We start from the raw sequence: 13648 nt of genomic DNA, 5'->3' as shown, positions 1-13648 counted from the left end.
CGGTGGGCCTCATGCTCTCCCGTACTCTCCCTTGACGTAAAGGACCGTCAGGGCGAGCCCGGCGATGGTTTTGGCGTCCACTATCTCCCCGCGCGAGACCATGCGGACCGCCTCGGCCAGGGGGACGCGCATGACCTCCAGGAACTCGTCCTCGTCCGCCTTCGCATGCGCCGGATGCAGCTCCCTTGCCAGGTAGAGGTGGAGTATCTCGTCGCTGAACCCCGGCGAGGTATAGAAAGAGCTCAACCTGGTCCACTTCCTGGCATCGAACCCGATCTCCTCCATGAGCTCGCGCCGCGCACATGTTTGCGGGTCCTCGCCCTCCGCCAGCTTGCCGGCAGGGATCTCCACCAGGTCCGCTGACGGCGCGTGCCGGTACTGGCGCACCAGGTAAACCCCCCCTTCTTCGTCCAGGGCGACCATGCCTACCGCGCCGCGGTGCAGAACCACCTCCCTCTCGGCCTCCATGCCGTTGGGCAGGCGCACTCTGTCCAGGTACAGGCGTAGGACCTTGCCGTCGAATATCTCTCTGCGCTCCAGCGTCTCGTGTCCCCCGGCGCTCAAGGCGTGCTCCTCAACCTGCCCGCCGAGCCCGCTATGGCCGAGCAGAACCGCAACAGCCGGTGCAGTTCGTCCACCCCTATGTGCTCATGGGTGGTATGGGGCTCCATGACCCCCATGCTCAATACCAGCGCCTTGATCCCCGCTGCATTGAGGATGTTGGCGTCGCTGCCCCCGCCTGATGGCTTTACTTCAACCCTCATCCCCATGGACTTGCCCGCCTCCGACGCCAACTGGATGACGGGGTCGGCGGGATCGATGAAGAACCCCTCGTAGGCGCGCTCTACCTTCACCTCGACCCCGACGCCCACCGCCACTTCCGCCTCCATCGCCGCCCTCATCATCGACTGCCTCTGGCCCTCCAGCTTGTTGGGGTCCAGCGACCTCACCTCTCCGGCCACTATCACCCGGTCCGGCACGATGTTCACGGCGCGGCCCCCCTGGATGACCCCGATGTTCGCGGTGGTCTCGCTATCGATGCGGCCCAGCCGCATCAGGCTTATCGCCCAGGAAGCGCCGTGGATGGCGTTGACGCCCTTCTCCGGCTCCACGCCGGCGTGTGCCGCCCTGCCCTTGAACACGAACTCCAGGTTCTCCTGTGCGGGAGAGGCGTTGATGACCTCGCCCACCCACCCCGCTCCATCAAGGACGAAAGCATGGCGCGACTCTATTCTCTCCCAGACCAGGTTCCTCGCGCCCTGCAACTGCTCCTCCTCGGCGACGGTGAAGATGAACTCCAGCGGGCCATGTCGCAGCTCCCCCAGGGAGGAGAGACGCATGAGTTCCATGGCCACGGCGGTCCCAGCCTTGCAGTCAGCACCCAGCACGGTGTCCCCCCCCGAGGTCACCACGCCCCCCTTGACCACCGGGTCGACACCCTTACCGGGGCTCACCGTGTCCAGGTGGGCCGAGAAGATGATGGGCGGAGCGCTCACCCCCGCCGCCGGCACCTTGACGTAGACGTTGCCGGCCTCGCCGCCCAAGGCCTTTGCGGCGTCGTCCACGAAGGGATCGAGTCCGCATTCCCTCGCGACCCCGCAGAGGTGATCGACCACCGCTCCCTCATGACGGGATTCGCTATCGATCTTCACCAGCTGGAGGAAGGTCTCGAGCAGTCTGTCTTCCATCTGATCGCGCTCCTGTCTGCTTCGTGGATCGCCAATACGTGATCCGCCACGGCCGAACGCTCCCGCTAGGAAAGACCCGCCTTCTCCCCCCCGCTGCCGTTGTCCCTTGCCGCCACCGGGCACGCAGGCGTCGCTAGCCCACGACCTTCAGGTCCGGCGTTTCCTGCTGGCCAAGGCGGCGGCGTAGTGCGGCCCCGACGAAGTCCCGGAAGAGGGGGTGGGGGCGGTTCGGCCTCGACTTGAACTCCGGATGGAACTGGCCGGCGATGAACCAGGGGTGATCGCGGCGTTCTATTATCTCCACCAGCCGCCCGTCCGGCGACAGCCCCGAGAAGACCAGGCCAGCCTCCTGCAGGACGGAGCGGTAGTGATTGTTGACCTCGAAGCGGTGGCGGTGCCTCTCGTAGATGACCTCATCCCTGTAGCAGGCGGAAGCCAGTGTCCCCTCCTCCAGCTTGCAGGGATAGAGTCCAAGGCGCATGGTGCCTCCCATCTCATCGACGTCCCGCTGCCCGGGCAGAAGATCGATGACCGGGTCCGGCGTGGCCGGATCGAACTCCGAGCTGTTGGCCTTGGGCAGGCCGCAGAGGTTGCGCGCCGTCTCGATCACCGCGCACTGCAGCCCCAGGCAGATTCCGAGGAAGGGCACCGCGTTCTCGCGCGCGTAGCGGATGGCTTCCACCTTGCCGTCCACCCCGCGCACCCCAAACCCCCCCGGTATGAGGATGCCGTCCAGCTCGGACAAAAGCTCCCCGGCGTTTTCCGGAGTGATGTCGTCAGAGGTCACCCAGCGGATATCCACGTTGGCGGAATGGGCAAAGCCGCCGTGCTTGAGGCTCTCGATGATGGACAGATACGCATCGATGAGGTCCACGTACTTACCGACCACGCCAATGGTGACGTCGTCCCTGGCCGACTTGATGCCCCGCACCATCTCCTCCCATTCCGTGAGGTCCTCCTCGTGCCCCTCCAGGCCGAGATGGCGGGCGACCACGTCCCCGAGTCCCTCGGCGTGCAGGAGAAGGGGCACCTCGTAGATGCAGTCGGCGGTGTGGGCGGAGACCACGGCATCGATATCTATGTCGCAGAGGAGGGAGATCTTGTCCTTGAGGTCGACCCCGATGGGTTCCTTCGAGCGGCAGACGATGGCGTCCGGTTGAATGCCCATGGAGCGCAATTCCTTGACGCTGTGCTGGGTGGGCTTGGTCTTCATCTCCCGGGTGGTCTCCAGGAAAGGCACCAGGCTGACGTGGATATACATCACGTGCTCCGGCCCCACGTCCTTCTTGAACTGCCGGATGGCCTCGAGGTACGGGAGGCTCTCGATGTCCCCCACCGTGCCGCCGATCTCGGTTATCACCACGTCCACCTCGCTGGAGCGGGTAAGGCGCAATATGCGCTCCTTGATCTCGTTGGTCACGTGGGGGATCACCTGGACCGTGCCACCCAGGAACTCGCCCTTGCGCTCCCTGGTTATGATGGACCAGTAGACACTGCCGGTGGTGACGTTGTTCTCCCTGCCCAGGTGCTCGTCCACGAAACGTTCGTAATGCCCCAGGTCGAGGTCGGTCTCGGTGCCGTCATCGGTCACGAAGACCTCGCCGTGCTGGAACGGGTTCATGGTCCCGGGGTCCACGTTGATGTAGGGGTCCATCTTCTGCATGGTCACCTTGAGCCCGCGTGACTTCAGCAGCCTCCCGATGGACGCCGCCGTGATCCCCTTCCCCAGCGACGACGATACTCCCCCCGTCACGAATATATATTTCACCGGCATCTCTTCAACCTCCCCTGGCTTGCGGGCGCTTTCCTCAGGTATTCTCCAAAAAGAGACGGAATCCCTACGTTTATAAGGGATTCCGCTATTCACCTTTTTGCGGGATTTTTCCGGCTCCTCTTTATCGCCGGTCACCTCCCGGTCGTCTTTATCCGCTTCAACCACTGCATTTCAGTATAGTCCATGGCCGTCCCGGTCTTCAATACGGTTATTCCTCCCCCACGGACCCCCGAACCGACGCGGGAAGTGCGGGCGCTTCAACCGGTCTTCAGTACGGTTATTCCTCCCCTACGGACCTGTTGATATATTTCCTGAGGCTCTCCACCATCTCCCTGAAGGCGCGCTCCAGCCCCTCGAACTCACCGCCCTCGTGCACGGTCACCTCCACGTCGAGGTTCCCATCCATGACCTCTTCGGCGGTGGCGGCGAGCTGGTCGATGGGCTCGGTGATGCGCTTGCGCAGCAGGAAGCTGAGCACGAAGAAGCAGATGACCGTGGCTCCCACCGCGGAGAAGATCACGGTCAGCCACAGCACCATGCTGGTGTTGTCGCGCTCTTCCTCGTAGAAGGCTTCTATCGCCGCGACCTGGTCTCCCATGGGTTTCACGAACACGTAGCCCACTTCCGTGCCCGAGGTGGGGCTAATCCCCTTGTTGGCGATGATGGCGTGGGGGCCCTCCAGCCCGATCTCCGGAAAGCCTTCCTCGCTGTAGATGTAGCCGCCCCCCTCGTCGATCACGTCCATGACGTAATCGGGCACCTCCCAGCCGTAGATCAGGGTCTCGTCGCTGGCCGCTATGACCATGGCGTCGGGGTTGAACGCCGACGGCAGCATGACGATGGAGACCGATGACAGTCCGAAGAGGCCCGAATCCACCATGCCCTTCATCTCGTCGATGATGAAACGCTGACCCTCGGTGAGCTCCTTGTTCAGGAGCGCCAAGATCAGCTCGGTGGGAGTGGCCCCGCTTATCTTCTCCTCGAAGGTGGGCAGGAGCAGGTCCGCTATGTACGCGCTCGCCGACACCAGGTTCTCCATCTCCGTCTCGATCATCTTGTCGATGCTCTTCTCGATGAGCCGGTCCTGCGAGGAACGGAAGAGCAGCATGGTCACCAGCCCGAAGGCTATGAACACTACGATGATCAACGCCGTGATGAGGAAGAGTATGCCGGATCTCTTTCTCCTGAAGCGGTCGGACGCCCTCTTTTTCATGGCAATCACCCCTTATCATGGACGTATACCCAGCGATATGTTCACTTCCGCGATCTTCTTCGGCCGCTTCGTCATCGGGCTTGAGCAGGGACGCGGGGCATCGAGAATGCGCGGCCGCACGCGAACCATATCGGTCCCGATCAACAGCAAGCCGGCTCGATATGCAGGTCTCAGTTGGCGCGCCTGGTCAGCCTCCACATGTAAGCCCGCCGCGGAGACAGGGCCATGGACACCAGGAAGAAGGCGAACATGACCAGCACGATGGTGGCCCCCGAGGCCACGTCATACCAGAAACTGATGTATAGCCCGAGCACCACGGATGCGACCCCCACCACCAGCGCCGCTACGAGGGCGCCGCGGTAGTTGCGGAAGAGCTGCATCCCGGCGGCGCCCGGGATCACCAGCAGTGCCGACACGAGGATGATGCCCACGAGCTTGATGGACACCACCACGGTAAGGGCCATGGTCAGAAGCAGTCCGTAGTAGACGGACCTCACCGCGAGGCCGCTGGCCACCGCGGTCTCCTCGTCGAAGGAGATGAACAGCAGCTCCTTGAAGAAAAGGACGATGAAAGCGGCCGCCAGGAACGCGATGGCGGCGGCGGCGGCGACGTCGGTCCAGCTCATGGCGAGGATGCTGCCGAAGAGATAAGCCATGAGGTCCAGGTTATAGGCCCCCGCCATCCTCACCAGCACCACCCCCATGGCCATGGCGGTGGCGAAGAGGATGCCGATGACGGTGTCCTCGTGGATGCGTCCCTTGCGGCTGAACCACCCGATGCCCATGGCGACGGTGGCGCAGAAAGCGCCCGCCGACAGCAAGGGGTCGATGCCCGCTGCGAGGCCGATGGCAACTCCACCGAAGGCGGCATGGGAGATCCCCATGCCCACGAAGGCCAGGCGCCTGACCACCACGAAGAACGAGATAAGCGAGCACAGAAGGGCGATGACGATGCCGCCCACCAGCGCCCTCTGCGCGAACCCATAGGCCAGCAAGTCAGTCCTCCCGCCTCTCCCGTCCGCCGGCAGCCGCCAGGAAGTCGAACTCGCAGCGGTAGGCCTCCTTCAACCTCTCGCTGCCCAGGACCTCCAGGGGTTTTCCGTGCAGGTGCATGGTGCGGTTGATGCAGGCGATCTCGTCCGCGAACCGCGCCAGCACCGCCGCGTCGTGGGAGACGAAGACGACGGTCAGCCCTTGCTCTACCTTGAGCCCGCTCAGCAGGTCCATGAAGTTCTCCTGGGCCTCGTAGTCCAGCCCCGCCGTGGGCTCGTCCAGCAGCAGGATGCGCGTCTCCAGGCACAGTGCCCGTGCGAGAAAGGCCTTCTTCTGCTGGCCACCGGAGAGTTCGCCCACCGGCCTCTTCTCCAGGCCCCCCAGCCCGACCGCTGCGATGCTCTCCAGGACCGCCTCGCGGTCGGAACGGCGCGGGAAACGCATGGCGCCGATACAGCAGGTGCGTCCCATCATCACTACGTCGTACACCGATACCGGGAAGAGCGGGTCGAAGAGGACCTGCTGCGGCATGTAGCCGATGTGGTGGAGTTCGTGTTTGAGTTCACCCGGGCTCATCCCCATCACCAGCACCCGTCCCGCGTCCGGCCTCACCAACCCCAGGATGACCCTGATGAGGGTGGTCTTGCCCGCCCCGTTGGGACCGATGATCCCCAGGAAAGTCCCCTCCCCGACGGAGAAGGTGATGTCCTCCAGCACGGTGTGGCCGTTCAGGCTCGCCCACATCTCCTCGAGGACGATGACCTCTTTGGGGCCCTCCCCTTCCGCCGCGAAGAACTCGCTGACCCGGCATTCCCTCATCGCAAAGCCTCCCCCATGACCTCGACGTTTCTTCTCATCATCTTCAAGTAGGTATCGTATTCCGGGTCGTCGGGATCTCCCAGCGGGTCCAGTATCTTCACCACGACCCTCCCCCCCGACTCCTCGGCGATGGCCTCGGCCGCCCTGGGACTGAACTGTGGCTCGGCGAATATCACCCCCACGCCCCCCGCCTCGACCAGCGCGACCAGGTCCGCGATCTCGCCGGCTGAGGGTTCCTTGCCGGGCAACTCCTCTATGACGCCTACCTGCTCAAGTCCATAGCGGCGGGCGAAGTATACCCAAGAGGAGTGGAAGGCGACGAACTCACGCCGCGAGAAGAGCGCCGCCTTCTCCGCGATCTCCGCGTCCAGTTCCGCGAGGTTCCGTATATAGTCCTCGGCGTTGGCGCGGTATGCGGCGGCATGTGCGGGGTCGGCTTCCGCCAGCCCTTCGCCGATGGCCTCCACGATGCCCATGGCGAGGACGGGGTCGAGCCATACGTGTGGATCGTATAGCCCGCGTTCGTGTCCCCCTGTCTCCTGTTCGGGCCCGCTACCCTCGTCCCCCGCTGCGATAAGCTCTTCCGCTGGGACGGCTTCCCCCGCCACAACCCTGGCAGTGCTGACGTCCACCACGTCCGCGAACACCTCCTCCGCCCATGGGTCCAGATCCATCCCCACCGTCACCAGCACCTCCGCCTCCTCTAGGAACCTCATCTGCCCCGTGGTCAACTCATAGGAATGGGGGCTTGCACCGGGAGGGACCATGGTCTCCACCTCTACCAGGTCGCCGCCCACCTGCTCGCAGAAGTCCGCCATGGGCACGATGTCCGCCGCCACCTTCAGCCGGCCGTCTCCGCCCCCCTCCGCCGCACAGCCAGCGAAAAGGGCGGAGAGCACGAGTATAACGAGAGCGGCCACCGCACCCACATCTCTGGCCTTGCCGGTTTTATCGATAATATATTTCAAATATTGCACAACGCACCTCCCGGCGGGCTCGCGTATCATCCCCCCGTTTCCCGCCCCTTTTTCAGGCAAGCCTGGCAATAACCGAAAAGGCTCATGCAATGAGAGGTGATGAGAAAGTCGCTGCCGTCCTTCACCCGTTCCACCAACTCGTCGATGAGGCACTCCTCCAAAAGCTCCACCTCGCCGCAGGAGAGGCATTCCATATGGTGGTGGTGCTTCCCTGAATCCAGCTCGAAATACCTGTTTCCTCCGCGCAGGTGTACGGGAAAGGCTATCCCCAGCCCGCAGAAGAGGTCCAGGGTGCGGTAGACCGTGGCCAGCCCCAGTCCGCGCGATTTCGCTACCGCCCTGGCGTGTATGTCCTCGGGGGTGAGGGGACGGCCTTCGTTCTCCTCCAGCACCGCCAGCACCGCCTCCCGCTGCGGGGTGAGGCGGTGGCCCCTCGAGCGCAGCCTCTTGGCCAGGTCCATTTCCACTCCTTATTGATAATAATTATCAATATTATACTACAGGAACACCGACTCCATCAGCTCTTATTGCCGGGTCACACAGGACGGGGAGCGGGTGGGCCTCAGGGGTCGGTGGGGGTGAAGGCGAGCCGCCCATCCTTGCGGTCTTTGAGCATGGCCCTGGCATGTTTGCGCGCGGTGGCCCCGCTTCCCCCCAGCATGCGCGCGAGTTCGTCGACGCGCCGCGCCTCGTCCAGCCGCTCCACCTCGGTGATGATGCCGTCCGGCGTCTCGCTCTTGCTCACCACCATGTGGGTATCGGCCATGGCCGCGATCTGGGGGAGGTGGGTGATGGAAAAGACCTGGTGATAACCGGATATGCGCGAGAGCTTGGCCGCCAGGATGTCGGCGGTGTTGCCGCCGATGCCCGCATCCACCTCGTCGAAGACGAGGGTGGGCACGTCGTCGGCACGCGCAAGCGAGAGCTTCAGGGCCAGCATGATGCGGGACAGCTCTCCCCCCGAGGCGATGCGGGCGATGGGCTGGTAGGCCAGCCCCTTGCCCGGCGACACCTTGAACTCGACACGGTCCCGACCGCGGGCGTCGAAGTCTCCGCTGTCCTCTATCTCCACGCTCAAACGCATCCCCGCCATGTTCAGCTCGGAAAGTTCTCCGTTTACCTCGCGGACCAGCTTCTCGGCGAGCCGCGACCGCGACGCGGTCAGCCGCGCGGCCGCCCCTGCCAGCTCCGCCCGCCTATCCTCCACTTCCGCCTCCAGTTTCTCCCTTCTCTCGTCCAGCCCCTCGAGCTCGGCTAGGCGCGCCCGCGAGCGTTCCAGGTGGTCGAGGATGAGTGCGGTGTCCCTGCCGTACTTACGGGCAAGCTCCGAGATGGCCCGCAGGCGCAGCTCCACCTCCTCCAGGCGGCCGGGCTCGAAGTCGAGCGACTCCCCGTAGGCCCGCAGTTCGCGGGAGAGGTCAGCCAGCAGTCCCTGTGCCTCCCGCAACCTCGCCACCCACGCGGACAGCTCATCGTCGTGCGAAGCCGACTTCTCCAGGACCGTCTCCGCCGCTCCCACGCGGTCCAGGGCTCCCTCCTCGCCGCCGTCACCGCCGATGCAAGCGTACGCCTCGCGCACCGCGTTGAACAGCTCCTCGCGGTTCTGCATGCGCTTGCGTTCCCTGAGCAGCTCCTCCATCTCCCCCGCGTGGAGCCCGGCCGCCTCTATCTCCCGCACCTGGTAGCGGAGCAGGTCCATCTCCCGCAGCCGTTCCGCCTCCTCCATGGAGGCCTCCTCCAGCTCTCCGGAGACCTTGCGCCATGCGGTATAGAGTTCGCGGTAGAGGAGCAGCCCTTCAGCGTGGTCGCGGGGGCCACTGGCGTCCAGGTATTCGAGGTGACAGGCTGGGCGCAGCAGGCGTTGGTGGTCGTGCTGGCCATGTATGTCCACCAGGTGCTCCCCCAGCCGTGCCAGTGTGCCCACCGTGCATATGGTCCCGTTCACGTAGCACCTGCCCTTGCCCTCCGTGGTCATGACCCGGCGCAGGACCAGCTCCCCGTCGCGCGCGAGGTCCAGTCCCTCCTCCGCGGCGGTGGCGATGAGGCCATCTCCCAGAGCGTCGAAGGCCGCCTCCAGCTCCAGCCTGGCCGACCCCTCCCGCACCAGGCCGCTGTCGCCCCTGCCCCCGAGGAGCAGGCCCAGGGCGCCCACGAGCACCGTCTTGCCGGCGCCGGTCTCTCCCGTAAGGACGTTTAGGCCGCGGCCGAACTCGAGACTCGCCTCCTCGATGAGCGCCAGGTCTCGCACGTGCAGTTCCCGCAGCATCTATCACCTCGCCTTGCAGAGCGGCCGTCCGCTACTTCTCGCTGCCCGGGAAGTCGAACTTGTCCCGCAACAGGTTGTAGAAGGAATACCCCTGCAGCTTGATCATCTTCAGCCGCCTCCCCGCTTTGCGTATGAGCACCTCTCCGCCCCGCGGCAGTTCGATCTCTTCGCGGCCATCCAGGGAGAGGGAAGGGAGTACCTTCTCCCTCTCCACCAGCACCTCGATGGTGCTGTGCGGGGAGATGATCACCGAGCGGTCCATGAGGGAGTGGCTGCATATCGGGGTAAGGATGATGCAGTCCAGCCCGGGGTCCACGATGGGCCCGCCCGCGGAGAGCGAATAGGCGGTCGATCCCGTCGGCGTGGAGAAGATGACGCCGTCACCGGCATAATAATGGAAATAACTACCATCTATATCCACCTCGAGCCGTACCATCCTCTGCAGCTCCCGTTTACCCACCGCTATCTCGTTGAGGGCGAAGTGGGAGGTCCCCGCGGCGTCATCCCCCAGCATGCACTCCAGCAGCATGCGTTCCTGCAGCTCGAAACGGCCGGCCAGGATCTCCTCGAGGCCCGGATACATGTGTTCTTCCTCCATGGCGGTGAGGAACCCCTTCTTGCCCAGGTTGATGCCCACCACCGGCGTGTCCGCCTCATAGGCGGCGGCGGCGGCCCTGAGCATGGCCCCATCCCCGCCAAGGGATACGATGATGTCCAGGCCATCCAGGTACTGCGCGCCGTCCGACCCCTTCTCCGGGCGGCCCATGGCTATCGCGTCCTCCCGCGGGATCCTGGCCGTTATGCCCCTCTGCTGCAGCCAGTCGGCCAGCTCTCCGGCGACGTGCAGGGACCGCGCCTTACGCGCGTGGGGCATGATCCCCACCGTCTTTATCTCACTGCCCATGCTTCCTCCACCGCCTTCTCGACCCGCGAGGCCGCATCGGCCCCTTCCCCGTGACCGCCTCCGCTCCACCATGCGAAGAACTCGATGTTCCCGTCAGCCCCCTTGAGCGGCGACGGCGCTATATCGCGCAGCACGAACCCGTGGCGTGAGGCCTCCATGGTCACCGCGGTCAGGACCTCCCGGTGCACCGCCGGGTCCTTCACCACGCCTTTTCTTCCCACCTTGCCTTTTCCCGCCTCGAACTGTGGCTTCACCAGCGCTACAAGCTCCCCCCCCTCCCCCAAGACTCTCGCCAGCGCCGCGAAGACAAGGCGCAGGGAGATGAAGGAGAGATCTGCGACGATCACCTCGGGGGTGAAAGGAAGGTCGCTCGCTTCGAGGAAACGCACGTTGACGCCCTCCATGACCGTGACCCGCCCGTCCCGCCTCAGGTCCCAGTGGAGTTGACCCCTGCCCACGTCGAGGCAGACGATACGGGACACTCCCCTGCGCAGAAGGCAGTCGGTGAAACCGCCGGTCGACGCTCCAGCATCCAGGGCCGTGCGGCCGGAGACCTCTATCCCCCAGCGCTCCATCACTCCATCGAGTTTATCACCGCCCCGTGACACGAAGCGCCTGCCGCTCTTGACGATGACCCTGTCCCCGGGGCCGAGCCTGTAGCCCGCCTTGAGTGCGCTCCCCTTGCCCTCGATCTCCACCTCTCCCGCCATGACCGCCAGGCGGGCACGCTCGCGGGAGGGGTAATGCCCTTCATCCACCAGCCACTGATCGAGCCTCTTCATCTACTGCCCGTGCCCGCCGCGCAGCGCTTTTTTAACCACCGCGGCAACGGAGGCGGCGTCCAGGCCCTCGATGCGGAAGAGCTCCGGGACCTTGCCGTGGCCCACGAAACGGTCGGGCAGGCCCAGGTTGATGACCATGCACGCGCTGCCCGCCCTCTTGAGCAGGGCGGACACGGCCTCGCCAAAGCCGCCGCTCAGGCAGTTATCCTCCAGGGTCACCAGCAGGCCGCGCCGCGCGGCGTGCGCCAGGATCCCCTCCTCGTCCATGGGTTTTACGAAGCGGGCGTTGACCACCGCGGCTCCTATCCCCTCCTTTGCCAGCACCCCCGCCGCATCAAGGGCGACGTCCGCCATCCTGCCCACCGCGACCAGACATACCTCACCGCCCTCGGCCTCCACGAGGGTGGCCGCCCTGCCAACCGGGATCTCCTCGGGTCCGGGCGCTACCTCCAGGGAGCTGCCCGCTCCGCGTGGATAGCGGATGGCCACCGGTCCCTCCACCCGCAGCGCCGCCCAGAGCATATCGCGCAGCTCCTCCTGGTTGCGGGGGGCCATGACCGTCATCCCGGGCATCATGCGCAGGTAGGTGAGGTCGAAGGCGCCGTGGTGGGTGGGTCCGTCCTCACCCACCAGACCGGCGCGGTCAATGGTGAAGACGACGGGTAGCCCTGGCAGGCAGACCTCCTGGATCATCTGGTCGATGCCCCTCTGCAGAAAGGTCGAATATATGGATACCACCGGCCGGTAGCCGCCCAGGGCCATGCCTGCCGCCAGGGTCACGGCGTGCTGTTCCGCAATCCCCACGTCGAAGAAACGGCGCGGATAGAGCCGCGCGAAATCGTCCAGGCCCGTCCCCAGCTTCATGGCCGCGGTTATGGCTACCAGGCGCGGTTCCGCCCTGGCCATGTCGCACAGGATACGCCCGAAGGTTGCGGTGAACGATGGCGGCCCCTTGGCCTCCAGCGAAACCCCGGTGTCGGGATCGAAGGGGCCTATGCCGTGGAAGAGGTCGGGGTCCCTCTCCGCCGGGGGGTATCCCTTGCCCTTGCTTGTCAATATATGGATGAGGATGGGCCCCTCGGCGGCCTTCGCGAGTTTGAGGTCCCTTTCCACCGCCTGGATGTCGTGGCCGTCGACTATGCCCACATACTGGATCCCCAGCTCCTCGAAGATGAACTCCGGGATGAGGAAGTTTTTAAGGCGTTCCTTGAAGGAATGGATGATGCGGTCCGTGGGTGCGCCCACCACGGGGACGCTCTCTATTATCTCCTTGACCTCGTCCTTGACCCGCGTGTAGCGGGGGTTGAGGCGGAGTTGTGTTAGATAGGTGGACATGGCGCCCACGTTGCGCGAGATGGACATTCCGTTGTCGTTGAGCACGATGATAAGGTCTCTTCTCAAGTGCCCGGCCTGGTTGAGCGCCTCGAACGCCATGCCCCCGGTGAGTGCCCCGTCCCCCACCACCGAGACCACGTGAAAGTCATCTCCCGCGAGGTCGCGGGCGATGGCCAGGCCCAGACCGATACTGATGGAGGTTGAGGAATGGCCGGCGTTGTTGACGTCGTGGGGGCTCTCCTCGCGGCGCGGGAAGCCGCTGCAACCTTCGGAGCAGCGCAGGTGCTCGAACTCCTTGCGTCGGCCGGTCACGAGCTTGTGAGCGTAGGCCTGATGGCCCACGTCCCAGACGATGCGGTCACGCGGGCTGTCGAATACCCTGTGCAGGGCCAGGGTCAGTTCCACCACCCCCAGGCTGGACGCCAGGTGTCCTCCACACCTGGCGGTGGTCTCCACGATAACACGCCTGATCTCCTCGGCGAGCCTTGCCAGTTCGTCGTAGTCGAGCGACTTGAGGTCGGACGGACCCGAGATGTTGTCCAGGAGGGAGGCGGCGCTCATTACCCCGCTTCCTCCAGGCTCTTCCCGAGTTCCTCCACTTCCGAGACGGCCTCCTCGAGGAGGTCCAGCGCCTGGTCCGGCTCGAGATCCTCCTCCAACCTGCGCGCCTTATCCTCCATGCGGTCCAGCGCTTCCTCCAGGTCCTTCTCATCCGCTGGCAAGCTCCGCAGCCCCCTTTCGTGTGGTTAAAAAGACAGAGGACCCGCCGCTCGGGCCACTCCCTCCCTGATCTCCTCTTATTATACCTGGATTCTATCTGACGCTTTTACGGGGCCGCAAGTTCGTGTAAGGTCCTGCAGGTAGGGGGTATAGACGCGTTGAAATATTGTATGATAT

Annotated in this window: 13 protein-coding genes; all 13 read right to left on the bottom strand. The window is 64.7% G+C overall.

Translation table 11 applies throughout. The annotated features are described in order from the left end of the window. Positions 1-9: 9 nt before the first annotated feature. Positions 10-564 (bottom strand): NUDIX hydrolase, encoded by a 555-nt coding sequence (locus tag AB1384_01720; protein MEW6552989.1) that lies wholly within the window; start codon positions 562-564, stop codon positions 10-12. Further along, on the bottom strand, positions 561-1688 hold the full coding sequence (locus AB1384_01715; protein MEW6552988.1) for a M20/M25/M40 family metallo-hydrolase: 1128 nt from the start codon (positions 1686-1688) through the stop codon (positions 561-563). Before AB1384_01715 ends, AB1384_01720 begins: the two co-directional genes overlap by 4 nt. Positions 1689-1821: 133 nt before the next feature. Beyond that, positions 1822-3462, bottom strand: coding sequence for a CTP synthase (locus tag AB1384_01710; protein MEW6552987.1), 1641 nt, complete (start codon positions 3460-3462; stop codon positions 1822-1824). A gap of 277 nt (positions 3463-3739) precedes the next feature. Then, entirely contained in the window at positions 3740-4675 is a 936-nt protein-coding gene (locus tag AB1384_01705) for a HAMP domain-containing protein (protein ID MEW6552986.1), read from the bottom strand. A 170-nt stretch (positions 4676-4845) separates the two neighbouring features. Continuing rightward, positions 4846-5670: a metal ABC transporter permease gene (locus AB1384_01700; GenBank protein MEW6552985.1), complete on the bottom strand. Its 825-nt coding sequence runs from the start codon at positions 5668-5670 to the stop codon at positions 4846-4848. Position 5671: 1 nt separating this feature from the next. Continuing rightward, positions 5672-6487 carry a metal ABC transporter ATP-binding protein gene (locus AB1384_01695; protein MEW6552984.1) on the bottom strand — a complete coding sequence of 272 codons (816 nt, stop codon included), beginning with the start codon at positions 6485-6487 and terminating at the stop codon, positions 5672-5674. Beyond that, complete coding sequence (locus AB1384_01690) at positions 6484-7407, bottom strand: metal ABC transporter substrate-binding protein (GenBank protein ID MEW6552983.1); 924 nt, start codon at positions 7405-7407, stop codon at positions 6484-6486. Before AB1384_01690 ends, AB1384_01695 begins: the two co-directional genes overlap by 4 nt. Before the next feature lie 83 nt (positions 7408-7490). Continuing rightward, positions 7491-7925 carry a Fur family transcriptional regulator gene (locus AB1384_01685; GenBank protein ID MEW6552982.1) on the bottom strand — a complete coding sequence of 145 codons (435 nt, stop codon included), beginning with the start codon at positions 7923-7925 and terminating at the stop codon, positions 7491-7493. 101 nt (positions 7926-8026) lie between these two features. Continuing rightward, complete coding sequence (gene recN / locus AB1384_01680) at positions 8027-9730, bottom strand: DNA repair protein RecN (protein MEW6552981.1); 1704 nt, start codon at positions 9728-9730, stop codon at positions 8027-8029. Positions 9731-9761: 31 nt separating this feature from the next. Then, on the bottom strand, positions 9762-10634 hold the full coding sequence (locus AB1384_01675; GenBank protein MEW6552980.1) for an NAD(+)/NADH kinase: 873 nt from the start codon (positions 10632-10634) through the stop codon (positions 9762-9764). Beyond that, positions 10619-11416, bottom strand: a complete 798-nt coding sequence (locus AB1384_01670) for a TlyA family RNA methyltransferase (protein ID MEW6552979.1) — start codon at positions 11414-11416, stop codon at positions 10619-10621. Before AB1384_01670 ends, AB1384_01675 begins: the two co-directional genes overlap by 16 nt. After that, positions 11417-13312 (bottom strand): 1-deoxy-D-xylulose-5-phosphate synthase, encoded by a 1896-nt coding sequence (dxs, locus tag AB1384_01665; protein ID MEW6552978.1) that lies wholly within the window; start codon positions 13310-13312, stop codon positions 11417-11419. It abuts the gene before it with no gap. After that, complete coding sequence (locus tag AB1384_01660; GenBank protein MEW6552977.1) at positions 13312-13473, bottom strand: hypothetical protein; 162 nt, start codon at positions 13471-13473, stop codon at positions 13312-13314. Before AB1384_01660 ends, dxs begins: the two co-directional genes overlap by 1 nt. Positions 13474-13648: the final 175 nt, after the last annotated feature.

The organism is Actinomycetota bacterium, assembly GCA_040757835.1.
Classification (GTDB): Bacteria; Actinomycetota; Geothermincolia; order Geothermincolales; family RBG-13-55-18; genus SURF-21.
This window is presented reverse-complemented; position numbering and strand designations above follow the sequence as displayed.

Bases quoted from the DNA above. Each gene is read 5' to 3' on its own strand.
- AB1384_01715 (MEW6552988.1), bottom strand. From the start codon at position 1,688: ATGGAAGACAGACTGCTCGAGACCTTCCTCCAGCTGGTGAAGATCGAT.
- AB1384_01710 (MEW6552987.1), bottom strand. From the start codon at position 3,462: ATGCCGGTGAAATATATATTCGTGACGGGGGGAGTATCGTCGTCGCTG.
- AB1384_01705 (MEW6552986.1), bottom strand. From the start codon at position 4,675: ATGAAAAAGAGGGCGTCCGACCGCTTCAGGAGAAAGAGATCCGGCATA.
- AB1384_01695 (MEW6552984.1), bottom strand. From the start codon at position 6,487: ATGAGGGAATGCCGGGTCAGCGAGTTCTTCGCGGCGGAAGGGGAGGGC.
- AB1384_01685 (MEW6552982.1), bottom strand. From the start codon at position 7,925: ATGGACCTGGCCAAGAGGCTGCGCTCGAGGGGCCACCGCCTCACCCCG.
- recN (MEW6552981.1), bottom strand. From the start codon at position 9,730: ATGCTGCGGGAACTGCACGTGCGAGACCTGGCGCTCATCGAGGAGGCG.
- AB1384_01675 (MEW6552980.1), bottom strand. From the start codon at position 10,634: ATGGGCAGTGAGATAAAGACGGTGGGGATCATGCCCCACGCGCGTAAG.
- AB1384_01670 (MEW6552979.1), bottom strand. From the start codon at position 11,416: ATGAAGAGGCTCGATCAGTGGCTGGTGGATGAAGGGCATTACCCCTCC.
- dxs (MEW6552978.1), bottom strand. From the start codon at position 13,312: ATGAGCGCCGCCTCCCTCCTGGACAACATCTCGGGTCCGTCCGACCTC.